This is a genomic window from Duganella lactea, assembly GCF_009857505.1.
Lineage (GTDB): Bacteria > Pseudomonadota > Gammaproteobacteria > Burkholderiales > Burkholderiaceae_D > Rugamonas > Rugamonas lactea.
This window is the reverse complement of record NZ_WWCP01000010.1, coordinates 58881-80007: the sequence shown is the minus strand read 5'-3', so window position 1 is coordinate 80007 and position 21127 is coordinate 58881. Positions and strand designations below refer to the sequence as shown.

Here is a 21127-nt window from a genome sequence, read left to right as displayed (position 1 = left end):
CGTATACTGACCCTCTGCTTCCAAGGGAGGGAACGATGTCCAGCATACCCAAGCAAACCTTATGTGGCGTGATCCCGTGCCTGCGCTACCGCGACGCCCCGGCGGCCATCGACTGGCTGCGCGACACGCTCGGCTTCACCGTACAGTTCGTGGTGCCGGATGCGGACGGCAGCATCGCCCACGCCCAGCTCACCTTCGGCCACAGCATGATCATGCTCGGCTCCGCCTTCGACACCGACTACGGCCGGTTGCTGAAGCAGCCCGCCGACACCGGCGGCTTCGTCACCCAGAGCGCCTATCTGGTCGTGAACAACGCCGACCTGGTATATGGCCGCGTACTGGAAGCCGGCGGCAAAATCCTGCTCGACATCAAGGACGAAGATTACGGCGGCCGCGGCTTCACCTGCGCCGATCCAGAGGGTCACGTGTGGAGTATCGGGACCTACGATCCCTATGCGGAGAGCGCGGCAACCAGCGCGGCATCGGCCACCTGAACCGGGCGGATGCGGATGATGTTGCGGTAGAGCGGCGGCATGGCGGCGCACAGTGCGGCCAGTTCGGCATCCGGCAGCGCGGGTAGCACGTATTGCAGCTGCGCGGGATTCTGCAGTGGCAGCGGGCCTTCCATGGTGGAGCCGTAGGCGCCCAGATTCATGTAGCTGATGGCGCTGGCGTCCGGACCTTGGGCGAACACAAAGGTGCCCTCTTTCGGATGGCCGAGATAGCGGCGAATGTCATCCTGCTGCGCGCTTGTGGCGCCGTGCAGCAGCTTGTAGCGCAGTTGCGCGTAGGCGCGCGTGGTTTCCATGAAGGCGCTGCGGATGCCTGATTGCGTCATCCGGCCCGGCATGCATAGCAGCAGGTTGCCGAAGGAGTCCAGCAGCGCCACCGCGTCACCCGTGCCGCCATGTTCTCGGTCGCGCGCCATCGCTTGCAGCAGGAATGGCGCAAGTCCGGCATCCGGCGCGTGCGATTGGCAGCGATAGGTCAAGGCGTCCGGGTACTGCTGCTTCAGCGCGCGCACGATGGCGTGGTCAGCTGGCAGCGTGGCGGGATCTTTCAGCAGTTCCTGCGGATGGTCCGCGCTGAACATGCCGATCACTTCGGCCGACGTGGCCTCGAACACCAGTGAGCACAAGGCTTGCGTCGGTTCGGCGATGGTTTTCCCGATGAAGAACGATTTCGGCGCGGCGCCACTGGCGGCGCGCGCGTACAGCGACGCCCCGAGAATGGCCGGGTAGCTGAAGCTGTCGCCGGCCTGTTCGCGCAACGCCGCGGGCAGCGCGGTGAAGCTGGCGCTGTTGTCGTAGTTGATGCCGGACTCCTTGTCCGGCGCGGCCACCACCACCTTAAAGCCGCCGGCCAAAATCGCGCCGCTGCACATGCAGCATGGATCGAGCGAGGTGACGATGGTGATGTCCTGCGGCGGCGGCAGATCGCGGCCCTTTGCGCGTTCGGCGTAGTACCAGTCGATCAACTGGCGTTCGCCGTGCGCGGTCGGATCGAAGATCAAGCCGTCCTTGACGACGTTGTTGTGCAGCGATTGCAGCACGTTGCCATACTGGTCGAGCATCAAACCACCGACGCCGAAAGTGCCTTGCGTGCGCGCGGCGATGGCTTCCGAGGCGGCGATGGCGACCGCCGCCTGCACATCAATCGTCTTCTTAAGCGCCATTACTTCTTCTTGAGGTCTTGGCCGCCGAAGGCATTCGGCAGTTGCTCGGCCGCCGTGGTCTCGAAGATGTCGCCTTTGAGGTTGGTCAGCAGGACTGGCAGCTCGTTACCGCCCAGTTCCAGGATCACCTGGCGGCAGGCGCCGCATGGCGCGATCGGGCCATCGGTTTCGCCGATGACCACCAGTTGCTGGAAGTCGCCTTGCTTGTAGCCGTGGGCGAAGGCGCTGAAGAACGCGGTGCGCTCGGCGCAGTTGCACAGGCCATAAGAGGCGTTTTCCACGTTACAGCCGTGGAAGACTTTACCGTCGCTGGTCAGCAGCGCGGCGCCGACCTTGAAGTTGGAGTATGGCGTGTAAGCCTTCAACCGCGCGGCGGCGGCTTCGGCGATCAGTTCTTGTTTGTTCATGGACGGATGGTACGGTAGATGACAGGGTTGGCAGCAGGCGCTGCGTCGGCGATCCGGTAGGCCGCCTGGATTTCGCGGATGGCTTGCTCGGCCGCTTCCCGCGTGCGCGCGTGGACCATCGCCAGCGGCTGGCCGGCTTCCACTTTATCTCCCAGTCCCGCCAGATCGGTCAGACCAACGGCGAAGTCGATCGGATCGGCGGCGCGGCGACGGCCGCCGCCCAGCGACACCACGGCCAGGCCGATTTCGCGGCAGTTGACCGACGCGGCGTAGCCCGAAGTCAGCGCCGGCGCCGGCACGATGACCGGCGAGCGTTCCAGATACTTGTCCGGATTGTCCATCAGGTCCGCCGGGCCGCCCAGCGCCGCCACCATGCGCGCAAAGCGCTCGGCCGCTTCGCCGCTGTCCAGCGACGCCTGCAGCTTGGCGCGCGCTTCCTCTTCGGTCGCCGCCAGTTTGCCCAGCACCAGCATCTCGGCACACAGCGCCATGGTCACTTCGTGCAACCGCGCGGGACGCGATTTGCCGGTCAGGTAATCGATCGCGCCGCGCACTTCCACGGCGTTGCCGGCGTATGGCGCCAGTGATTCGTTCATGTCGGTCAGGATGGCGGAAGTCATCATGCCCGCGCCGTTGCCGACTTTGACGATGCTCTCGGCCAGCTCCACCGATTTGTCGTAGGACGGCATGAAGGCGCCGCTGCCCACTTTCACGTCCATCGCCAGCGCGTCCAGGCCGGCCGACAGTTTCTTCGACAGGATGGAGCCGGTGATCATCGCCACCGATTCCACCGTCGCGGTCACATCGCGCACGCCGTAGAAGATTTTGTCCGATGGCGCCAGCGAGGACGTCTGGCCGATGATGGCGACGCCGACTTCTTTCACCACTTTACGGAACAGGGCATTGTCCGGCACCGTGGTATAGCCGGGGATGGAGTCGAATTTGTCCAGCGTGCCGCCGGTATGGCCCAGGCCACGGCCGGAGATCATCGGCACATAGCCGCCGCAGGCCGCGACCATGGGGCCGAGCAGCAGCGAGACGACGTCGCCCACGCCGCCGGTGGAGTGCTTGTCGACCACCGGGCCGTTCAGGTTGAGCGAGCGCCAGTCCAGCACTTCGCCGGAGTCGCGCATGGCCAGCGTGAAGGCCACGCGTTCGTCCATGGTCATGTCGTTGAAGTAGACCGCCATCGCCAGCGCGGCGATCTGGCTTTCGGTCACGCGGCCGGATGTAATGCCGCCGACGAAGAATTGGATTTCTTCGGCGGACAGTACGCCGCCGTCACGCTTTTTGCGGATGATCTCTTGGGGTAGATAGGACATGAATTCTCCCGTAATTCAAAACGCGTCATTCCGGCGTAAGCCGGAATGACCGGGGTGGGGTTAGACGCCGTAGGGAATCCAGATGTTTTTCACTTGCGAGGCGTGCGCCAGTACCGCGCGGCCGCCCGCTTGCGCGGTGCTGTACCAGTCGCGGCCTTTGGCGCCGCCCACCCAGGTACGCTTCAGCGTCGATGCCGACAGGCGCTCCACTTCCGCGCAGCCTTCGGCCGAACCGTCATGACGCCACACCGCATCGATATCGCCATGCGTCGCCAGCGTGCGCGCCAGCTCATCGGCCGAACCGGTGATGATGTTGACCACACCGGCCGGCAGGTCCGACGTATCGAACACCTGATACAGATCGGTGGCGGACAACGGATGCGCTTCCGACGGCACCACCACCACGCGGTTACCCAGCGCGATGGCCGGCGCCACCAGCGAGATGAAGCCCAGTAGCGGCGCCTCGTTCGGGCACACGATGCCGATCACGCCCAGCGGCTCGTTCAGCGCCACGGTAATGCCGTGCATCGGCGGCTGATGGGCCAGACCGTCGTACTTGTCGGCCCACGCGGCGTAGTAGAACAGACGCTCGATCGACGCCAGCACTTCCTTCTCGGCGTTTTTGCTACTGGTCATGGCGGCGATGCGGGCGGCGAATTCCTCGCCGCGCGCGGCCAGGTTTTCAGCGATGTAGTACAGCACCTGCGCGCGATTGTGCGCGGTGGCCTTGGTCCAGCCGGTGGCCTTGTGCGCCGCTTCCACCGCGTTGCGGATGTCCTTGCGGCTGCCCTCGCCCACTTCGGCGATGAACTCACCGTCGGCGCCGTGAATCGCGCGGCTGTAGGCGCCATCAGGGCGTGCCTGCTTGCCGCCGATGTACATCTTGGCGGTGCGGTCGATGGCGAACACGCCACCGCTTGCCGGCACAGCTTTCGGCTTGGCCTTCGGCTCCACCACTGGCGCGGCCGGACGCGCGTCTTCCGACAACGCGGTCATATATTCGTACATGCCTTCGCGGCCGCCTTCACGGCCGTAGCCGGATTCGCGGTAGCCGCCGAAGCCGCAAGCGGCGTCGAACTGGTTGGCGGTGTTAATCCACACCACGCCAGCCTTGATCGCCGGAGCGACGTCCAGCGCCAGCGAAATATTCTCGGTCCACACGCAGGCGGCCAGACCGTACACCGTGTTGTTCGCCAGTTGCACGGCTTCCGGCGGCGTGCGGAAGCTCATCGCCACCAGCACCGGGCCAAAGATTTCAGCCTGCGCCACGGCGGCGGCGGTCGAGGCGCCGGTGATCAGGGTTGGCGGGAACCACGAGCCATCGGCCGGCAGTTCGCACGCTGGCTGATACACGGTGCAGCCTTCGTCACGCGCCGATTGCACCAGGCCTTCGATGCGCTGTTTCTGCACCGGATCGACCAGCGCGCCGATGTCCATCGACTTGTCCAGCGGCGAACCGAGGGTCAGCTTGTCCATACGGGCGCGCAGCTTGTCCAGGAATTTATCCTGCACCGATTCCTGCACCAGCAGGCGCGAACCGGCGCAGCACACCTGGCCCTGATTGAACCAGATCGAATCGACCAAGCCTTCAACGGCGGCGTCCAGGTCCGCATCTTCAAACACGATGAACGGAGATTTTCCGCCCAACTCCAGCGACAGCTTCTTGCCGCTGCCGGCCGACGCTTCACGGATCAGACGACCCACTTCGGTCGAACCGGTGAAGGCCAGCTTGTCGATGTCCGCGTGCTTGACGATGGCTTCGCCCACACGGCCATCGCCGGTGACGATGTTGACCACGCCCGCCGGCACGCCGGCCTGCACGCAGATGTCGGCGAACAGCAGCGCGGTCAGCGAGGTGAATTCGGCCGGCTTGAAGACCACGGTATTACCGGCGGCCAGCGCCGGCGCGATTTTCCACGCCAGCATCAGCAGCGGAAAATTCCACGGCACGATCTGACCGACCACGCCCACGGCGCGGTAGTCGGCGAATTCCTCGGCCTGCAGTTGCGCCCAGCCGGCGTGGTGGTAGAAGTGACGCGCCACCAGCGGCAGATCGACGTCGCGGGTTTCGCGGATGGTCTTGCCGTTGTCCAGCGTTTCCAGTACGGCGAACAGGCGCGCGTGCTTCTGCATCAGGCGCGCGATCGCGTACATGATCTTGGCGCGGCCATGGCCGCCCAGTGCCTGCCAGCCCGGTTGCGCGGCGCGCGCGGCGGCGACGGCGCGATCCACATCGGCGGCGGTGCCCTGGGTCAGGTCGGCCAGCTTGGCGCCGTTGGCCGGATTGATGGAGGCGAACAGTTCACCGGCTTCGCTCCACTCGTTGTTGATGAACAGGCCGAACTGGCGGCCACGTTGTTCCAGCCACGCTTGCGCTTCTTTGGTGCTTTCCGGTGCTGGGCCGTATTCCATGGTGTTAAGGATCTCTTTAATGGTTGGCATGACGGTTCCGATTCTTATGGTTGCGCGTGGCGGTGTGCGGCCGAGTAGTTACCGGTCACGTAGTGTTCCAGCTGGCGTTCGATGTCGGTCAGCAGGCTCGATGCGCCGATGCGGAACAGGTGCGGCTCCAGCCACTCGTTGCCCAGTTCTTCCTTCATCAGGGTCAGGTACTGCAGCGCGGCCTTGGCCGTGCCGACGCCGCCCGCCGGCTTGTAGCCGATCTTGAAACCGGTCTGCTCGTGGTAATCGCGGATCGCGCGCACCATCGTCAGCGATACAGGAATGGTGGCGTTGACCGGCCCCTTGCCGGTCGAGGTCTTGATGAAGTCCGCGCCGGCCATCATGCAGACCCACGATGCCTTGGCCACGTTTTCCAGCGTGACCAGTTCACCGGTCGCCAGAATCGCCTTGACGTGCGCCTCGCCGCAAGCCTTGCGGTAAGCCAGCATCTCGTCGTACAACGCTTGCCAGTTGCCGGTCAAAACGTGCTGGCGGGTGATGACGATATCAATCTCGGAAGCGCCGGCGGCGACCGACAATTCGATCTCGCGCACCTTGGTTTCCATGCTGGTCAAACCGGCCGGGAAGCCGGTTGACACGGCGGCGATCGGCAGGCGGCCTTGCAACACTTCCACCGCCGGCTTGATCATCTCGTGGTACACGCAAACAGCGCCGGTGGCCAGGTTATAGTCCTGCAGGCCCAGCGCCTCCACCAGATCGGCGCGCAGCGGCCGCAGCGCCTTGCGGCACAGGCGTTCCACGCGGCCCGGCGTATCGTCGCCGGACAGCGTGGTCAGGTCGATCAGGCCGATGGCCTTGACCAGCCAGGCGGCCTGGTACTCTTTCTTCACGGTGCGACGGTTGGCCAGACTGGCGGCGCGGCGGTCGGCGGCGCTCTTGTTGACGTGAATATGGTTGATCCAGCCGAGGTCCAGCGGGACTGCTTCATTGCGCTTAAAGTCGCTCATAACAGATTGCTTCCGTTCGAAAGTGGCTTGACGCCGAGGTGATGGGCCAGGGTCTGGCCGATGTCCGAGAAGGTTTCAGAGATGCCCAGCGATTGCGCCTTCACCTTCGGACCGAAGAAGATCATCGGGATATGTTCGCGCGTGTGATCGGAGCCGGGCCAGGTCGGGTCGCAGCCATGGTCGGCGGTGATGACCACCAGGTCGTCCTCTTGCAGCTTGGCGATGAACTCCGGCAGGCGCGCATCCATTTCGTGCAGCGCGTTCGAGTAGCCGTTGACGTCGCGGCGGTGGCCGAAGGCCTGGTCGAAGTCGACGAAGTTGACGAAGGTGAGCGACTTGTCACCGGCTTCGTCGGCCACTTTCAGCAGCGCGTCGAACAACGCCATATTGTCCTTGCCCTTGACCACGCGCGATACGCCCTGCGTGGCGAAGATGTCGCTGATTTTGCCCAGCGCGATCACTTCGCCGCCGTCGTTCTTCACGTGGTCCAGCAGCGTCGGCGCTGGCGGCGCGACGGCATAGTCGTGACGGTTGGTGGTGCGGGTGTAGTTGCCGTTGGCGCCGACGAACGGACGCGCGATCACGCGGCCGATGTTATACGGCGCCACCAGTTTGAAGGCGATCTCGCACACTTCATACAGGCGCTCCAGGCCAAACGATTCCTCGTGCGCGGCGATTTGCAGCACCGAGTCGGCGGAGGTATAGATGATCGGCTTGCCGGTGGCGACATGCTCGTCACCGTGCTGGTTAATGATTTCCGTGCCCGAGGCGTGGCAGTCGCCCAGGAAGCCCGGTACGCCGGTCAGTTCCCGCAGCTTTTGCGTCAACTCGGCCGGGAACGACGGCACGGTTTTTGGGAAGTAGCCCCAGTCGAACTCCACCGGCACGCCGGCGATTTCCCAGTGGCCGGACTGCGTGTCCTTGCCAGTCGAGCGTTCGCGCGCGGCGCCGTAGGCGGCGGTGAAGCCTTCGCGTTGCGTGAAGCCGGTGGCCCATTCGCCGCTGGCCAGCTGCGCGGCGGCGGTCAGGCCCAGTTTTTCCATGGTCGGCAGCGACATCGGCTTGCCGTTTTTGGCAACGGTTTCCGCGATGTGGCCAAAGGTGTTGGCGCCGACATCGTTGTACTTCGCCGCATCGGGCGTGGCGCCCAGGCCGAAGGAATCGAGCAGCAGGATAAATGCGCGTTTCATGATCACTCCATATCCGCCCCGCGCGCGCGTCATTCCGGCGCAAGCCGGGACGACGCGGAGGGGCTAACAAAAAAGGGGCGGACTACGCCGCCCCTTAGGTAACTTACGCCTGCGGCGTTTTCGCCACGTTGCCGAGGAAGCCCAGGATCACTTCCACCAGCGAGGTCGCCGCAACGGCGGCATACTTCAAGGTCTGTTCATGCGACAGCGGGAACGGCGACAAGCCTTCCGCCAGATTGGTGATGGCCGACACGCCCACCACTTTCAAACCGCAGTGACGCGCCGACACCACTTCCGGCACCACCGACATACCCACCACATCCGCGCCCAGCGTCTTGAACGCGCGGATTTCCGCAGGCGTTTCAAAGTTAGGACCGGCGTAGGCGATGTACACGCCTTCATGCAGCGTCACGTTCTTCTCCTTGGCCGACGCTTGCAGCAGCGCGCGCAGATCGGCGTCGTAAGCGTTGGCCATGCTGAAGAAGCGTGGGCCGAAGCGCTCATCGTTCGGGCCCATCATCGGCGTGCCCGGCAGGAAGTTGATATGGTCGGTCAGCGCCACCAGCGAACCGGCGTCCACTTCAGGGCGCAGCGAACCGGCCGCGTTGGTCACGAACAGCATCTCGCAGCCCAGCAGCTTCATGGTGCGCACGGCGCTGGTCATCACGCCCAGGCCATAGCCTTCGTAGACGTGGCCGCGGCCCTTCATGCACACCACCTGCACGCCCGCCAGGGTGCCGATCACCAGTTCGCCGGCGTGGCCGTGCACGGTGGAGATCGGGAAGCCTGGCAGTTGATCGTAGCCAATGGTGACCGCGTCGGTCATCTGTTCCGCCAGCACGCCCAGGCCGGAACCCAGAATCATCGCTACGCGTGGCTTGAAGCCTTCTGGAAGACGGGCACGAACAATCTCGGCGGCCTGGAATGGGAAGTTATTAGACATGAAAATCCTCGAATTTTTTGATATGGCTGGGGAAGCTGCCACTATGCATCATCGTGCATATGTATGGCAAATACCATTTTTCTTAGCTATTTATACATAAACGATATAAATCCCGGCTATTATAAACCACGGCAAATTGAGCCGCGGTGCGCGGTTGACTTGATTCAAACAAATGTTTACGATTGCAGACAACTGTTTGGAAGCAATATGACCGATTCTTCAAAAAAGGAGCAGTTGTACCAGCTGATCCGCGACTATCCCTTCATTTCCCAGCAAGAGCTGGCGGACCAGCTGCGCCTGTCGCGTTCGGCCGTGGCCGGCCACATCGCCGGCCTGATCCGCGAGCGCCGGCTGCTGGGTCGCGCCTACGTGCTGCCCGATAAACGTCCGGTGTTATGCATCGGCGCCGCCAACCTGGACCGCAAGCTGCGCAGCATCGCGCCGCTGCAGCCGGCCACCTCCAATCCCGCCACCGCCGAGGAAGTGTATGGCGGCGTGGCGCGCAACATCGCCGAAAACCTGGCCAGGCTGAATCTGCCGGTGGCGCTGCTGAGCGCGTTGGGCAACGACAGCGCCGGCCGCCAGTTGCAAGACCATGCGCAAGCGGCCGGCATCGACACGCTGGGCAGCCTCAAGCTGCAAGACGGCACCACCGGCACCTACACCGCCATCCTCGACGACAAGGGCGAGCTGGTGCTGGCCCTGGCCGACATGGCGCTGTACGACCGTCTCACCCCTGAATTCCTGGCCAGCCGCCAGCAACAACGCGCCGCCGCCGCGCTGACGGTCGCCGATCTGAACCTGCCCGCCGGCAGCATCACCGCGCTGCTGGAAAGTGCGCGCAGCGACCACGTGCCGCTGGTGATTGTTGCCGTATCGCAGCCGAAGATGGCGCGTCTGCCTTCAGACCTCGGTGGCCTGCGGCTGCTGATTCTGAATCGCGGCGAGCTGGAAACCCGTGTCGGCCGCGCGCTGCCGACCGAAGCCGACGTGCGCGCCGCCTGCAATGAGGTGTGCGCGCAGGGCGCGCGGGACGTCATCGTCACCTGCGGCGGCCAGGGCGTGTACCACACGCGTGGCGGCGCGCTGGTATGGCTGGCAGCACCCCAGGTGGCCGTGGTGGACGTCACCGGCGCCGGCGACGCGTTCTCGGCCGCCGTCTGCTGGTCGCTCTATCAAGGCAGCGACGACCTGACGCTGGCCTGCCGCCGCGGCCTGAAGCTGGCCGCGCTGACGCTGGCAAGCCGCGCCACCGTGGCGCCGGACTTGAGCGCCGGCGTCCTCGACGACATCCACGATTTTGACCAGAGCGCCCCGCTCTTCCCCTGTAAAGGATAAGACCATGCACCAATACCTGTTGTTCTCGCCGGAAGTGGCCGCCGCCCGCGCCGCCGGCCAGCCCATCGTCGCGCTGGAATCGACCATCATTTCGCACGGCATGCCGTATCCGCAAAACGTCCAGATGGCGCGGGAAGTCGAACAGCTGATCCGCGACGGCGGCGCCGTGCCGGCCACCATCGCCATCATCGGCGGCAAGATCTGCATCGGCCTGTCGGAGGCGCAGCTGGAACTGCTGGGCACCTCGACCGACGCGATCAAGGTCAGCCGCCGCGACCTGCCCTACGTGCTGTCGCAGAACAAGCTGGGCGCCACCACCGTGGCGGCGACCATGATCTGCGCCGAGCTGGCCGGCATTCAGGTGTTCGTCACCGGCGGCATCGGCGGCGTGCACCGTGGCGCCGAGACCAGCTTCGACATTTCGGCCGACTTGCAGGAGCTGGCGCAGACGTCGGTGGCGGTGGTGTGCGCCGGCGTCAAATCGATTCTGGATATCGGCCTGACGCTGGAGTACCTGGAGACGCATGGCGTGCCGGTGATCAGTGTCGGCCAGCGCGGCTTCCCGGCGTTCTTCACCCGCGAGAGCGGCTTCAACGCCGACTTCCAGCTGGATACGCCGGCCGGGCAGGCGGCTTTCATTCACACCAAGTGGCAGCTGGGCCTGAAAGGCGGTATCGTGGTCAGCAATCCGGTGCCGGCCGCCGAGGCGATGCCGAAGGAAGAGATCGACCGCATCACCGAACAGGCGCTGGGCGAGGCGGAACAGCAAGGGGTAAGCGGCAAGCACGTCACGCCGTTCCTGCTTAGCCGCATCAAGGCGCTGACCGGGGGACGCAGTCTGGCCACCAATATCGCGCTGGTGAAAAACAATGCCCGTTGCGGCGCCGCGCTGGCGGTGGCGATGCAACGGACCTGATCGCCAACAGGCATTCCGGCGCAGGCCGGAATGACGAGGGGCAAACTTTCGAGGCCACCATGTCCATCGATCTGAAACAACTGAAGTACTTCCTCGCGGTCGCTGAAGAAAAAAGTTTCAGCCGTGCCGCCGAGCGCCTGCACATCTCGCAGCCGCCGCTGAGCCAGCAGATCATGAAACTGGAAAGCGAACTGGGCGTCAAACTGTTCGCCCGCACCACCCGCACCTTCGAGCTGACGGTGGCCGGCAAGGCGCTGATGAGCGAGGCGTCCGAACTGCTGGCCAAGATGCGCATGACCATCGACACCATCCGCCAGATCGACCGCGGCGAAGTCGGCCGGCTGCGCGTTGGCATCGTCGGCTCGGCGATGTGGGGGCCGATCCCCAGTCTGCTGGAAGAATTCCAGACCAAGTTCCCGCGTGTGACATGGACGCTGCATGAACTGGGCCCAACGCTGCAATACGAAGCGCTGCGCGCCAAGCAGATCGACGTCGGCTTCTGGCGCGAGCCGCGGCTGGACGAGGACGACCTGAAACACGACAACCTGCGCCAGGAATTGTGCTTCCGCGAAGACGTGTGCGTAGCCCTCAACGAGCACCATCCGCTGGCCAAGGAAGAGGCGATCGAGCTGACCGACATCGCCGAAGAACCGATGCTGACACTGGCGCTGGACAAGTCATCGTTCCCGCGCTACCTGATCCAGTGCTGTGTGAAGGCCGGCTTCCAGCCGACGATTTTTCAGGAAGCGTCCGAGCCGCAGACCTTGCTGGCCATGGTCGGCGCCGGGCTGGGCGTGGCGCTGATGCCCGAGACCACCAGCCGCATCGGCTGGCCGGGCGTGGTGTTCGTGCAGATCCGCAGCAATCCGCCATCGGCCAATCTGTACATCAGCTACACCACCACCGACGACGCGCCCGTGGTGCGCGCCTTCCTGAATATCCTCAACCCGCCGGCGCGCGACTGAGGCCTAGTGCGTCAGCCCGCCCGCCTCGCGCACATCGATGGTGTGCGCCAGCGTGGTGCGGACGGCGATGCGCAATGCTTCGACCACATCCGCCAGCTGCATGCTGGCCGTGCCCGGATGACGCGCGGCCTGCTCCGGCAGATACGGAATGTGAATGAAACCGGCCCGCATGGTGGTGCCCCATTCGTGCGCCTGATGCATGAGACCATAGAACACATGATTGCAGACAAACGTGCCCGCCGTCTGCGACACCGACGCCGGCAAGCCCGCCGCGCGCAACTCATGGACGATGGCCTTGATCGGCAAGGTCGAGAAATAGGCGGCGGGGCCGCCGTTGATGATAGTCTGGTCGACGATCTGCCGATGCTGGTTGTCGGGAATCGGCGCGTCATCGATATTGATGGCGATGCGCTCCACCGAAATATCCAGCCGGCCACCGGCCTGCCCGACCGCGATGACGATGCTGGGTTGCAGCTCCTCCACCGCCTGATGCACCACCTTCAGCGCGCGCCCGAACACGCAAGGCAACTGCCGCGCGTGCACCACGAACTCTCCTTCGTGCCAACCTTCCAGCTGACGCACCGCTTCCCACGAGGGATTGATGGTCTCTTTGTTAAACGGTTCAAAGCCCGTTAACAATATGATCTTTTTCATCTCCACGAACTCCGTGACGCATTAACCCAGCAGCGTCTCACAGATTCATCAAAAAATAAAGCAGCGCAATATTTACTAACAATAATGGCAATGCCGTGGGAATCTGCATTTTGACGACCGCGTTTTTATCCGGCAGTTCCAGCAGCGCCGCCGGCACGATGTTGAAATTGGCCGCCATCGGCGTCATCAAGGTGCCGCAGTAGGCGCTGAACATGCCGATCGCCGCCATCACCGCAGGATTGGCGTGATACACGCCCACCAACACCGGAATGCCAACGCCGCCGGCCATCACCGGAAACGCCGCGAAGCCATTGCCCATGATGATGGTGAACAGCGCCATGCCGATGCAATACACCGCCACCGCCACCAGCCGCACGTCCATATTGATGTACGACGTGACCACATGCGCCACCGCCTTGCCCATGCCGGCATCGGTGAACAGCAGGCCCAGCACCGCCAGCATGTGCGGCAGCACCACCGCCCAGCCCAGATGATCGACCAGGCGGCGCGATTCGCGCAGCGCCTGCATCGGCGTCGAGCGTGTCAGCCAGCAGGCGGTGGCGACCGCGAACAACGAGCCGCAGCCGAGGCTGACCAGCGTGATGTTTTTCGGATCGAGCAGGAACAGGCCGTGCCAGCGCACGTCCTTCAACAAGGTGGCGCCGATGACGGTGGTGAGTGGAATCAGCAACGCCGGAATCAGCAGCTTGTGGCCCAGCCGCCGCGCGCTGGTGCCGCGCTCCTCCGGCGTGCGGTCGCCATAGCGGCCCAGGGCTACGCCGCCGAAGCCGGCGATCAGCGCCATCACCACCATCAGCAGACCGGCCGCCACCGGCGGCAGTTGTTCGCCGGCCAGGTAGATCACCGCGTACAGCGCCCAGAACAAGGCGCTGCTGTAACGCCTGGGATTGTGCGGATCGCGCAGCGCCATGACGGCGACGATCAGCAGCATCACGCCCAGCACGTAGTAGAAGAAATCCAGCGTGACGATCATCGCACGCTCCGGGCGATCTGCGCGTCCAAGCGGTACAGGCGCCACGAGTGGATGATGAAGGCGCACACCGCAGTCGGAATGCCCCACAGCGCCATGTGCAGCGGATCGACATCGATGCCTTCGCCATGCAGTATGGTTTGCATCAACACGATGGCGCCGAAGGCAACAAAGATATCCTCACCAAAAAACAGGCCGACGTTGTCGGTGGCGGCCGCCATGGCGCGGATGCGGTACCGCATGTCCATGGTGATATTCGGATAGCGCACCTCGGCCGCCCCTTCCGCCATCGGCGCCACCAGCGGCCGCACCATGTTCGGATGACCGCCGATGCTGGTCAGGCCGAAGGCGGCGGTGAGTTCGCGCACCGCCAGGTAGACAATCAGCAGCCGGCCGGTGGTGGCCGAGCGGATGCGCGCGATCGAGGCTTGCGCGTGCTCCTTCAGGCCGTAGCGCTCCAGCAAGCCGATGGCGGCGATCGGCAGTAGCAGGATCAGCGGCAGGTTGCGCGTCTTGATGAAGGCGGCGCCCAGGCTGGCCAGCAACTGCTCGACCGGCATGGCGGCGGCAAAGCCGGTGACAAAACAGGCCGCCACCACCACCAGCACCGGATGGGCGCGCAGCACGAAGCCGGCGATGATGACGGCCACGCCCAGCAGCGGCCACAGGTTAACCACGGTACTCATATCCGCATCCCCATGCAAAGATCCTGGTTCAGAAAGCGCGGGCAAACGACAGCACCAGCCGCCGCTCCCAGTCGACATCGATGGCCGACGTGCCAATATAGGTACGGCTGTTGGACGCGCTGCGCAAACGCGTCAGGTCGAACGAGGCCTGCGCGCGCCAGCCGTGCAGGCCGGTGGCGACGCCGAAACGCAACTCGGCGCGGTTGCTCAGCGCGTTGTCGAACGAGTGCAGATAGCCACCGTGCCAGAACGCCTGCCAGCGCGGCGCCAGCATCCAGCCGCCGTTCAGTTCCCCAAACAAGGTGCGCTCGTTCATGCCCAGATAGTCGGGCGAATAATGCAGCCGGCCGCTCAGTCCATTACCGGCCAGGCCGACGTACACTTCGCGAAAATTCCAGGTCGGGCTGCGGGGAAAGGCATAGGCGCTGACGCCGCTTTCCCACGACAGGCCGGAAGCCAGCCGCGCGGCATAACCGGCATAGCCGACCCATTGCACGTTGCGCTGCTGTTCGGTCACCAGTTGACCGGTCACGGCCTGACCGCCGGCATACCAGCCGCCGGCGCCGTCATAGTTCAGCGCCAAACGCGCCGCCGGCTGATTGTTACTCAGTGAAATACCGCGATACAGGTAGTTGGACATCAGGCCGGCGCTGCCGCTCAGTTGCGCCTGGGCCGCCGGCGCCAGCAAGCATGACAAGAGGCTTAGGGCGACTGTGCGAATTGGCTGCTGGAACTGTGTGTACACGCGCATGAGCACCTTCCTGAAATGCGGCTGATGGTGGCACACAGATCTATTCCCGTCAACGGTACGCCGCCTTCGTTCAGGACGATGCTGTCGCGCAGTCTGGCGGCCGGCATCTGCGGTTTGAGTTGTTCCAGCAAGGCCAGCATGCCGGAGACGTGGGCGGCGGCGTAGGACGAGCCGCTGACCAGCCCCCAGCGCCCGCCCGGCATGGTGGTGGGGATGTCACGCCCCGGCGCGGTCAGCGCGTGGTTGCCGGTGTGCGGCGCGGCGCCATCGGAGGCCACCGCGAACACGCCCGGCGTATTGGCCGGAAAGCCGCCGTCCGGCCGCGCCGGATCGACCGCGCCCACCACGCGGATGCCGCGCGCCAGCGCCACTTCCACCAGTTGCTGCAACAGCCGGTCCTGCGGGCCGGAGAGGCTGAGATTGATGACCTGGGCGCCATTAGCCAACGCAAAGTTGAGCGCCTTGGCCAGCGTGAAGCTGTTGCAGCGGGTGGCGCTGCCGGCCTGCCAGCAGGCCCGCAGGGCCAGCAACCGCGCCTCGGGCGCCACGCCCTCGATGCCGATGCCGTTGCCGGCGCGGGCGGCGATCACGCCGGCGATGGCGGTGCCGTGCAATTCGGCCACGTATTTTTGCTGATCGACGAAGTTCTCCTCCAACGCCACCTGGCCGGCCAGGTCGGGATGATTGCTCTCGACGCCGCTATCGACCACCGCCACCACCACCTTGCGGCCGGTGGCGACCTTGCGTACCTGCGCCAGTTGCCAGGCGCCGGCGACCGGCTGCGTGCGGTACAGCGGGTCGCTGCCGCCTTGCGCCACGAAGTCCTGGATCAGCTGCGTCCACGCCACGCGCTGGTCCTGCGCCAGGGCCGCCAGCAGCGGCGCGGTGGCCATGCCGGCGGGCAGTCGCATGCGGTAGCAATCGATGCTGAGCACCGGCATCGCCCAGTCCTCGACCAGTTCCAGCTGGTACTCCTGCGCCAGCTGCGCCGCCAGGCGCTGGCGCGCGGCGCGGCCGGCGTCGTCGCGGTAATCGGCGCTGCCATAGCTGTCGGGGCGAAAATGCGGCGCCGGCAGATGGAACATCACCAGGATTTCAGCGTTCGCGGCCGCCTCGGGCGCCGCCGGCCCGGCCGTCTGCACGTCGGTGGACGGGCCGCCGATCTGCGGCAGATCGGATTCGGTTTGCGCGGCGGTGGCGCCGGTCAGCAGGGCCAGGCCCAAACACACCGCCAGCCAACGTGCCAACAGCGGCCTCATGGCTGGCTACCGGCGGTCAGCGATTCGGCCAGCTCCACCGCCGGATCGGCGCGCAACGCCGATAGCAGTTGCGCCTGGCGGCTCTGTTCCACCTCCAGCATGTAGGCGCCGGTAACGGTCGGGCCGCCGATGATCTGGGCGCTGTGCGCTTGCAACAGGCGCTGCACCTGCTCCACCCGCGCCAGCGGCTTGAACACCACCAGCAGGTCCGGCGTGGCGGCCGCGCCGCGCCCCAGCGCCTGATAGGGTTGCGCTTCCTGGCGCGGCATCAGCTGCATCGAGGCCAGCACCGCGATCGCGGCGAACTGCGCGCCCAGCGCCCAGCCCTGCCAGCCGGCGAGGCCCAGCCAGGCGCGCAGGCGGCCGGCAAGGCGCTGCCCCGTTACCGCTGGCGCTGGCGCCGCCGGGCGCGCCTCCAGTTGCGGCATCAGGCGCGCCAGCGCCCGTTCCGGGTCCAGCCCGGCCGGCAGCGGGGCTTCGGTCTCCAGCAGCTTGCGCTGCCAGGCCAGGTCTTCGCGGCACAGCGCGCAGTCGCTCAGGTGCCGCTGCACCCGCTCCGCCTCGCGCTCGTCCAGCGCGCCGGACGCATACCAGGGCAGTAAATCCTGTAGCGCCAGATGCTCGGCGCCGCTCATCGTGCTTAGGGTACTCATTGCATTTCTTCCATATGATCGGACAACATGCCCTTCAGCTTTTGCCGCGCGTGAAACATGCGCGTCTTCACCGTGTTCACCGGACACCCCATGGTGTCGGCGATTTCCTGATAGGCCATGCCATGGTAATACGTCAGGCTGACCACCACCCGTTGCTCCACCGGCAACGCATCGAGCGCCCGGCTCACGCCCTGGCGCAGCTGATGCGCCGCCATCGCGTGCTCCGGCTCCGCCGCCGCGTCGCCGCACTGATCGTCCTGCGGCTCCAGCGGCGCGTCGGCGCCGCGCAGCGCCTTCAACCCCTGCCGGTAGGCGATGCCAAAAATCCACGTCGACAGCTTGCAACTGCCATCGAAGGTGTCCGCTTTCTGCCACACCACCAGCATGGTGTCGTTGATAATTTCCTCGATCAGCGGCACGTCGCGCGTCATGCGGTCCAAAAAACGCGCCAGACGGGAAAAATACGCGCGATACAAGGCCTGGAAGGCCGACCGGTCGCCGCCCACGATACGCCGCAATAAGGCACTTTCATCCAGTTCGTCCGCCCCGCCCCGCTCAATCCGCATGCAATTCTCCTGTAATCACGTGAATACCGAGCCCAGGAAAAAAGGTTCAATAAAAAAACAAAAATAAATTCTGCGCCAATTTTGAACCATTTTGCCGCGCGTGGGTATTGACCGTCACCAACATTGACGGATTGTTCAGCCAGCGTGCTTGCCTCCCCTTCTGCTCTTTTCTGCGGCCCGGCTCTATTACACCCGGACCTGGCCACCGTGGCGCGCCTGCTATTGCTGGCGCCGCTGCTGGAGGAGTGGGTCGTGCGCGCCGGTTTGCACGCCTGGCTGTTGCAACGCACCGCGCCCGCCATCGCCCTGCTGGTCAGCGCGCTGGCGTTCAGCGCCCTGCACCTGGGGTCGGGCCTGACGGCGGCGGCGCTGGTGTTCGGGCCGGGCTTGCTGTTTGGCGCGGTCTACCAGCGCTGGCGGGACTGGCGCTGGTGTGCCCTGTTGCACGCGCTTTGCAATGCGAGCGCGATCACCGTATGTGGATCTGTTTCTGGACCTTGAGCTGATTGGAGAACCGATGAAGAAAATCTCACCTTCCCACCGCGGCGCGCTCTGCGCGACCAGCGTGTGGGCCTTGCTGATGCTGGCGCCGGCCGCGCACGCCGCCGACGCCCTGAACGGCAGGAGCCTGTATCTGAACGGACCGGCCTCCGGCGGCACCGCCTGCGCCTCCTGCCACGGCCCGACGCCGGCCAACAATGTCAACGGCATCCTTGCCGCGGCCAATAATCCCGGTGTGATCAGCAGCGCCTTCAGCACCAATCGCGGCGGCATGGGCTCGCTGTACAACGGCAAGTTCTCGGCGGCCGAGCTGTCGGACCTGGCGGCCTTCATCGGCAACCCGAACGTGACGGCCGCGCCGGCGGCGACGCTGGCGCCGGCCAGCCTGTCGTTCGCCGGCACCACCGTCGGCCAGGCCAGCGCCGCGCTCAGCACCACGCTGACCAACAGCGGCAACGCCGCGCTGGCCATCAGCGCGGTCGGCGTCAGTGGCGCCAACGCCGCCGACTTCTCCATCAGCGGCGGCAGTTGCGGCGCCGGCGTCAGCGTCGCGGCCGGCGCCAGCTGCAATGTGCAGCTGGTGTTCCGCCCCAGCGCCGGCGGCGCCCGCAGCGCCAGCCTGAACGTCAGCCACAACGCCACCGGCGGCACCAGCAGCGTCAGCCTGAGCGGCAGCGGCAATGTGGCGGCGGCGCCGACCATCGCCCTGTCGGCCAACGGCCTGAACTTCGGCACGCTGCTAACCGGCAGTGCCTCGCCGGCCCAGACCATCACTGTCAGCAACGCCGGCCAGGCGGCGCTGAGCCTGACCGGCATCAGCCTGTCCGGCGCCAACGCCGGCATCTTCCAGCTCGGCGGCACCTGTGCCACGGCGACCGCCGTGCCGGCCGGCGGCAGTTGCACCGTCACGGTGGTGGCCACCCCCACCGCCGCCGGCGCCTTCGCGGCCAACCTGACGCTGGCCTCCAACGCCAGCAACGCCAGCGCCAGCGTCACCGTCAGCCTGAGCGGCAACGCCAGCGCGGCGGCGCCGGCCCTGGCGGCCAATCCATCGGCGCTGTCGTTCGGCGCGCAGACAATTGGCGCCAGCGCGCTGACGCAAAGCGTGAGCGTGACCAACAGCGGCAACGTGCCGGTCAACTTCACCAGCATCGCCGTCAGCGGCGCGCCATCGGTGACGCTGGCCAGCGGCGGCTGCGGCGGCACGCTGGCGGTCGGCGCCAGCTGCAATCTGACGCTGTCGTTCGCGCCGACGACGACCGGCGCGGTCAACGCCACGCTGCTACTGCGCTCGAACGCGCCGGACCTGTCCATCGGCATCAGCGGCAGCGGCACCACCAGCGCCGTGGCGCGGCCGGTGTTGTCCGACACCACCCCGGTCACGTTCGGCAGCACGCAAGTGGGCCAGCAGGCCACCGCGCACCGCACCACGCTGAGCAACAACGGCAGCGCGGCGCTGAAGATCACCACCCTCGCGCTGGGCGGCACCAATCCCGGCGACTTCGCGCTGGCGGGCAGCTGCGCCGTGGGCGCCAGCATCAGCCCGGGCGCCAATTGCACCATCGACAGCAGCTTCCAGCCCACCGCGGCCGGCGCCCGCAGCGCCAATCTGGTGTTGATGACCGACGGCGGCGCGCAACTGAGCCTGTCGCTGAGCGGCAACGGTGTGGCCGTGGCGGCCGCCGCCCCGAGCCTGGGCATCAATCCGCAGGCGTTTGATTTCGGCAGCGCCACGCTGGGCGACGCCGGCCCGGTCAAACGCTTCACGCTGACCAACACCGGCAGCACCGCGCTGACCATCAACAGCGCCAGCTTCACCGGCCCGTTCGCCGCCGCCACCGACAGCAAGTCCTGCGCCGCCTTCCCGCTGACGCTGGCGGCGGGCGCGGCCTGCGAACTGCCGGTGCGCTTCACGCCGGCCAGCGCCGGCAGCGCCAGCGGCAACGTCAGCCTGCAAGCCAACGGCGCCAGCTGGACCATCGCGCTGAGCGGCCAGGGCGCGACAGCGGCTCCGGCCACCGGCCAGCCGCAGAACCGTGGCGGTGGCGGTTGCTCCGCCGCGCAGGACGGCAACGACCCAACCCTGGCGGCGCTGGTGCTGCTGGCCGCCGGTGTGCTGCTGTGGCGCCGTCGTCAGGCGCGCGCCGCCGCCGGCACGCTGGCCGGCGTGGCCAGCGTGGCCGCCTGCGCGCTGTTGCTGGCGCCGGCCGTGACGCCTGCCACGGCGCAAGCCGCCGACGTGGGCAAACCGGCGCCCGCCTTCGCCCTGGAGGGACCGCAAGGCGCGGTCAAGCTGGAGCAGTATCGCGGCAAGCTGGTGTACGTCGACTTCTGGGCCTCGTGGTGCGGCCCGTGCCGCCAGTCGTTCCCGTGGATGAACGAGATGCAGGCGCGCTATGGCGACAAGGGCCTGCAGATCGTCGGCATCAATGTCGACGCCAAGACCGACGACGCCCGCAACTTCCTCACCGGCACGCCGGCCAAGTTCGTCATCGGCTTCGACCCGAGCGGCACGGCGCCGCGCGCCTACGGCGTCAAGGGCATGCCCAGCAGTGTGCTGATCGGCCCGGACGGCAAGGTGCTGTATGAACACAGCGGCTTCCGCGCCGACGACCGCGCGGCGCTGGAAAGCCGCATCCAGGCGGCGCTGGGAGCGTCCAAATGAGCCCGCGCATCCTGACCCGCCTGGCGCTGCTGGGCGCCATCGCGGCCGGCCTGTCCGGCTGCGCGCTGCCCCCGGTGCAGCCGTGGGAAAAGGGCGAGCTGGCGCGCCCCGACATGCTGATTCAGGGTGACGGCCTCGCCACCCGTTTCAATGAACACATCTACGCCAGCAAGGAAGCCGCCTCCGGCGGCAGCGCGGTTGGCGGCGGCGGCTGCGGCTGCAATTGACAAGGAAT

At 66.0% G+C, this 21127-nt stretch carries 21 protein-coding genes; 7 read left to right on the top strand and 14 right to left on the bottom strand.

Going from position 1 to position 21127, the window contains the following annotated elements:
* The first annotated feature begins 35 nt into the window (after window positions 1-35).
* Window positions 36-494 carry a VOC family protein gene (locus GTP44_RS10835; protein WP_161019424.1) on the top strand — a complete coding sequence of 153 codons (459 nt, stop codon included), beginning with the start codon at window positions 36-38 and terminating at the stop codon, window positions 492-494.
* On the opposite strand, the gene GTP44_RS10830 is transcribed toward GTP44_RS10835, so the two are convergent.
* The 7 genes from GTP44_RS10830 to xapA all read right to left on the bottom strand — a co-directional run bounded on the left by GTP44_RS10830 (window position 452) and on the right by xapA (window position 8947).
* A complete protein-coding gene (locus GTP44_RS10830; RefSeq protein WP_161019423.1) occupies window positions 452-1675 on the bottom strand; it encodes a nucleoside deaminase in 1224 nt (407 codons plus the stop codon). The genes GTP44_RS10835 and GTP44_RS10830 overlap by 43 nt on opposite strands.
* Window positions 1675-2082 (bottom strand): cytidine deaminase, encoded by a 408-nt coding sequence (locus GTP44_RS10825; protein WP_160990841.1) that lies wholly within the window; start codon window positions 2080-2082, stop codon window positions 1675-1677. Before GTP44_RS10825 ends, GTP44_RS10830 begins: the two co-directional genes overlap by 1 nt.
* Window positions 2079-3404 carry a thymidine phosphorylase gene (gene deoA / locus GTP44_RS10820; RefSeq protein WP_161019422.1) on the bottom strand — a complete coding sequence of 442 codons (1326 nt, stop codon included), beginning with the start codon at window positions 3402-3404 and terminating at the stop codon, window positions 2079-2081. The genes GTP44_RS10825 and deoA overlap by 4 nt, the downstream gene beginning before the upstream one ends.
* A 60-nt stretch (window positions 3405-3464) precedes the next feature.
* The gene (locus GTP44_RS10815; RefSeq protein ID WP_371867200.1) at window positions 3465-5846 is read right to left on the bottom strand and encodes an aldehyde dehydrogenase family protein; all 2382 of its coding nucleotides are present in this window, start codon (window positions 5844-5846) and stop codon (window positions 3465-3467) included.
* 14 nt (window positions 5847-5860) lie between these two features.
* The gene (gene deoC, locus GTP44_RS10810; protein ID WP_161019421.1) at window positions 5861-6814 is read right to left on the bottom strand and encodes a deoxyribose-phosphate aldolase; all 954 of its coding nucleotides are present in this window, start codon (window positions 6812-6814) and stop codon (window positions 5861-5863) included.
* Window positions 6811-8004 (bottom strand): phosphopentomutase, encoded by a 1194-nt coding sequence (locus GTP44_RS10805; protein WP_161019420.1) that lies wholly within the window; start codon window positions 8002-8004, stop codon window positions 6811-6813. Before GTP44_RS10805 ends, deoC begins: the two co-directional genes overlap by 4 nt.
* A gap of 103 nt (window positions 8005-8107) precedes the next feature.
* Window positions 8108-8947: a xanthosine phosphorylase gene (gene xapA, locus GTP44_RS10800; RefSeq protein ID WP_161019419.1), complete on the bottom strand. Its 840-nt coding sequence runs from the start codon at window positions 8945-8947 to the stop codon at window positions 8108-8110.
* Window positions 8948-9154: 207 nt separating this feature from the next.
* On the opposite strand from xapA, the gene GTP44_RS10795 reads away from it, so the two are divergent.
* From GTP44_RS10795 to GTP44_RS10785, 3 genes are read left to right on the top strand one after another with little or no spacing between them, the layout of a single operon-like run.
* Window positions 9155-10285: a carbohydrate kinase family protein gene (locus tag GTP44_RS10795; protein ID WP_161019418.1), complete on the top strand. Its 1131-nt coding sequence runs from the start codon at window positions 9155-9157 to the stop codon at window positions 10283-10285.
* A 4-nt stretch (window positions 10286-10289) separates the two neighbouring features.
* On the top strand, window positions 10290-11201 hold the full coding sequence (locus tag GTP44_RS10790; protein ID WP_161019417.1) for a pseudouridine-5'-phosphate glycosidase: 912 nt from the start codon (window positions 10290-10292) through the stop codon (window positions 11199-11201).
* Between the two features lie 59 nt (window positions 11202-11260).
* Window positions 11261-12166, top strand: coding sequence for a LysR family transcriptional regulator (locus GTP44_RS10785; RefSeq protein ID WP_161019416.1), 906 nt, complete (start codon window positions 11261-11263; stop codon window positions 12164-12166).
* Window positions 12167-12169: 3 nt separating this feature from the next.
* Here GTP44_RS10785 and pcp read toward each other — a convergent pair whose 3' ends face one another.
* The 7 genes from pcp to GTP44_RS10750 are packed head-to-tail and all read right to left on the bottom strand — an operon-like array spanning window position 12170 to window position 17726.
* Complete coding sequence (gene pcp, locus GTP44_RS10780; protein ID WP_160990849.1) at window positions 12170-12820, bottom strand: pyroglutamyl-peptidase I; 651 nt, start codon at window positions 12818-12820, stop codon at window positions 12170-12172.
* 37 nt (window positions 12821-12857) lie between these two features.
* Entirely contained in the window at window positions 12858-13814 is a 957-nt protein-coding gene (locus GTP44_RS10775) for a DUF979 domain-containing protein (protein ID WP_160990850.1), read from the bottom strand.
* Complete coding sequence (locus tag GTP44_RS10770; RefSeq protein ID WP_160990851.1) at window positions 13811-14497, bottom strand: DUF969 domain-containing protein; 687 nt, start codon at window positions 14495-14497, stop codon at window positions 13811-13813. The genes GTP44_RS10775 and GTP44_RS10770 overlap by 4 nt, the downstream gene beginning before the upstream one ends.
* Before the next feature lie 28 nt (window positions 14498-14525).
* The gene (locus tag GTP44_RS10765) at window positions 14526-15194 is read right to left on the bottom strand and encodes a TorF family putative porin (protein WP_160990852.1); all 669 of its coding nucleotides are present in this window, start codon (window positions 15192-15194) and stop codon (window positions 14526-14528) included.
* 5 nt (window positions 15195-15199) lie between these two features.
* On the bottom strand, window positions 15200-16507 hold the full coding sequence (locus GTP44_RS10760) for a S8 family peptidase (RefSeq protein ID WP_161019415.1): 1308 nt from the start codon (window positions 16505-16507) through the stop codon (window positions 15200-15202).
* Window positions 16504-17160: a zf-HC2 domain-containing protein gene (locus tag GTP44_RS10755; RefSeq protein WP_161019414.1), complete on the bottom strand. Its 657-nt coding sequence runs from the start codon at window positions 17158-17160 to the stop codon at window positions 16504-16506. Before GTP44_RS10755 ends, GTP44_RS10760 begins: the two co-directional genes overlap by 4 nt.
* Window positions 17157-17726, bottom strand: coding sequence for an RNA polymerase sigma factor (locus GTP44_RS10750; protein WP_161019413.1), 570 nt, complete (start codon window positions 17724-17726; stop codon window positions 17157-17159). The genes GTP44_RS10755 and GTP44_RS10750 overlap by 4 nt, the downstream gene beginning before the upstream one ends.
* A gap of 207 nt (window positions 17727-17933) precedes the next feature.
* Between GTP44_RS10750 and mrtJ the strand changes: the two genes are divergently transcribed.
* From mrtJ to GTP44_RS10730, 3 genes are read left to right on the top strand one after another with little or no spacing between them, the layout of a single operon-like run.
* Window positions 17934-18227 carry a JDVT-CTERM system glutamic-type intramembrane protease MrtJ gene (mrtJ, locus tag GTP44_RS10745; RefSeq protein WP_371867199.1) on the top strand — a complete coding sequence of 98 codons (294 nt, stop codon included), beginning with the start codon at window positions 17934-17936 and terminating at the stop codon, window positions 18225-18227.
* 16 nt (window positions 18228-18243) lie between these two features.
* The gene (locus tag GTP44_RS10740) at window positions 18244-20892 is read left to right on the top strand and encodes a choice-of-anchor D domain-containing protein (protein WP_229256873.1); all 2649 of its coding nucleotides are present in this window, start codon (window positions 18244-18246) and stop codon (window positions 20890-20892) included.
* Entirely contained in the window at window positions 20889-21119 is a 231-nt protein-coding gene (locus GTP44_RS10730) for a DUF4266 domain-containing protein (RefSeq protein WP_160990856.1), read from the top strand. Before GTP44_RS10740 ends, GTP44_RS10730 begins: the two co-directional genes overlap by 4 nt.
* Window positions 21120-21127: the final 8 nt, after the last annotated feature.

What these genes read in the sequence shown, in the direction of transcription:
- deoA (WP_161019422.1), bottom strand. Translation starts at nt 3,404, where the DNA reads ATGTCCTATCTACCCCAAGAGATCATCCGCAAAAAGCGTGACGGCGGC.
- GTP44_RS10825 (WP_160990841.1), bottom strand. Translation starts at nt 2,082, where the DNA reads ATGAACAAACAAGAACTGATCGCCGAAGCCGCCGCCGCGCGGTTGAAG.
- GTP44_RS10785 (WP_161019416.1), top strand. Translation starts at nt 11,261, where the DNA reads ATGTCCATCGATCTGAAACAACTGAAGTACTTCCTCGCGGTCGCTGAA.
- GTP44_RS10790 (WP_161019417.1), top strand. Translation starts at nt 10,290, where the DNA reads ATGCACCAATACCTGTTGTTCTCGCCGGAAGTGGCCGCCGCCCGCGCC.
- GTP44_RS10740 (WP_229256873.1), top strand. Translation starts at nt 18,244, where the DNA reads ATGAAGAAAATCTCACCTTCCCACCGCGGCGCGCTCTGCGCGACCAGC.
- GTP44_RS10750 (WP_161019413.1), bottom strand. Translation starts at nt 17,726, where the DNA reads ATGCGGATTGAGCGGGGCGGGGCGGACGAACTGGATGAAAGTGCCTTA.
- pcp (WP_160990849.1), bottom strand. Translation starts at nt 12,820, where the DNA reads ATGAAAAAGATCATATTGTTAACGGGCTTTGAACCGTTTAACAAAGAG.
- GTP44_RS10760 (WP_161019415.1), bottom strand. Translation starts at nt 16,507, where the DNA reads ATGAGGCCGCTGTTGGCACGTTGGCTGGCGGTGTGTTTGGGCCTGGCC.
- GTP44_RS10830 (WP_161019423.1), bottom strand. Translation starts at nt 1,675, where the DNA reads ATGGCGCTTAAGAAGACGATTGATGTGCAGGCGGCGGTCGCCATCGCC.
- xapA (WP_161019419.1), bottom strand. Translation starts at nt 8,947, where the DNA reads ATGTCTAATAACTTCCCATTCCAGGCCGCCGAGATTGTTCGTGCCCGT.
- GTP44_RS10730 (WP_160990856.1), top strand. Translation starts at nt 20,889, where the DNA reads ATGAGCCCGCGCATCCTGACCCGCCTGGCGCTGCTGGGCGCCATCGCG.
- GTP44_RS10775 (WP_160990850.1), bottom strand. Translation starts at nt 13,814, where the DNA reads ATGATCGTCACGCTGGATTTCTTCTACTACGTGCTGGGCGTGATGCTG.
- deoC (WP_161019421.1), bottom strand. Translation starts at nt 6,814, where the DNA reads ATGAGCGACTTTAAGCGCAATGAAGCAGTCCCGCTGGACCTCGGCTGG.
- GTP44_RS10755 (WP_161019414.1), bottom strand. Translation starts at nt 17,160, where the DNA reads ATGAGTACCCTAAGCACGATGAGCGGCGCCGAGCATCTGGCGCTACAG.
- GTP44_RS10770 (WP_160990851.1), bottom strand. Translation starts at nt 14,497, where the DNA reads ATGAGTACCGTGGTTAACCTGTGGCCGCTGCTGGGCGTGGCCGTCATC.
- GTP44_RS10835 (WP_161019424.1), top strand. Translation starts at nt 36, where the DNA reads ATGTCCAGCATACCCAAGCAAACCTTATGTGGCGTGATCCCGTGCCTG.
- GTP44_RS10805 (WP_161019420.1), bottom strand. Translation starts at nt 8,004, where the DNA reads ATGAAACGCGCATTTATCCTGCTGCTCGATTCCTTCGGCCTGGGCGCC.
- GTP44_RS10795 (WP_161019418.1), top strand. Translation starts at nt 9,155, where the DNA reads ATGACCGATTCTTCAAAAAAGGAGCAGTTGTACCAGCTGATCCGCGAC.
- GTP44_RS10815 (WP_371867200.1), bottom strand. Translation starts at nt 5,846, where the DNA reads ATGCCAACCATTAAAGAGATCCTTAACACCATGGAATACGGCCCAGCA.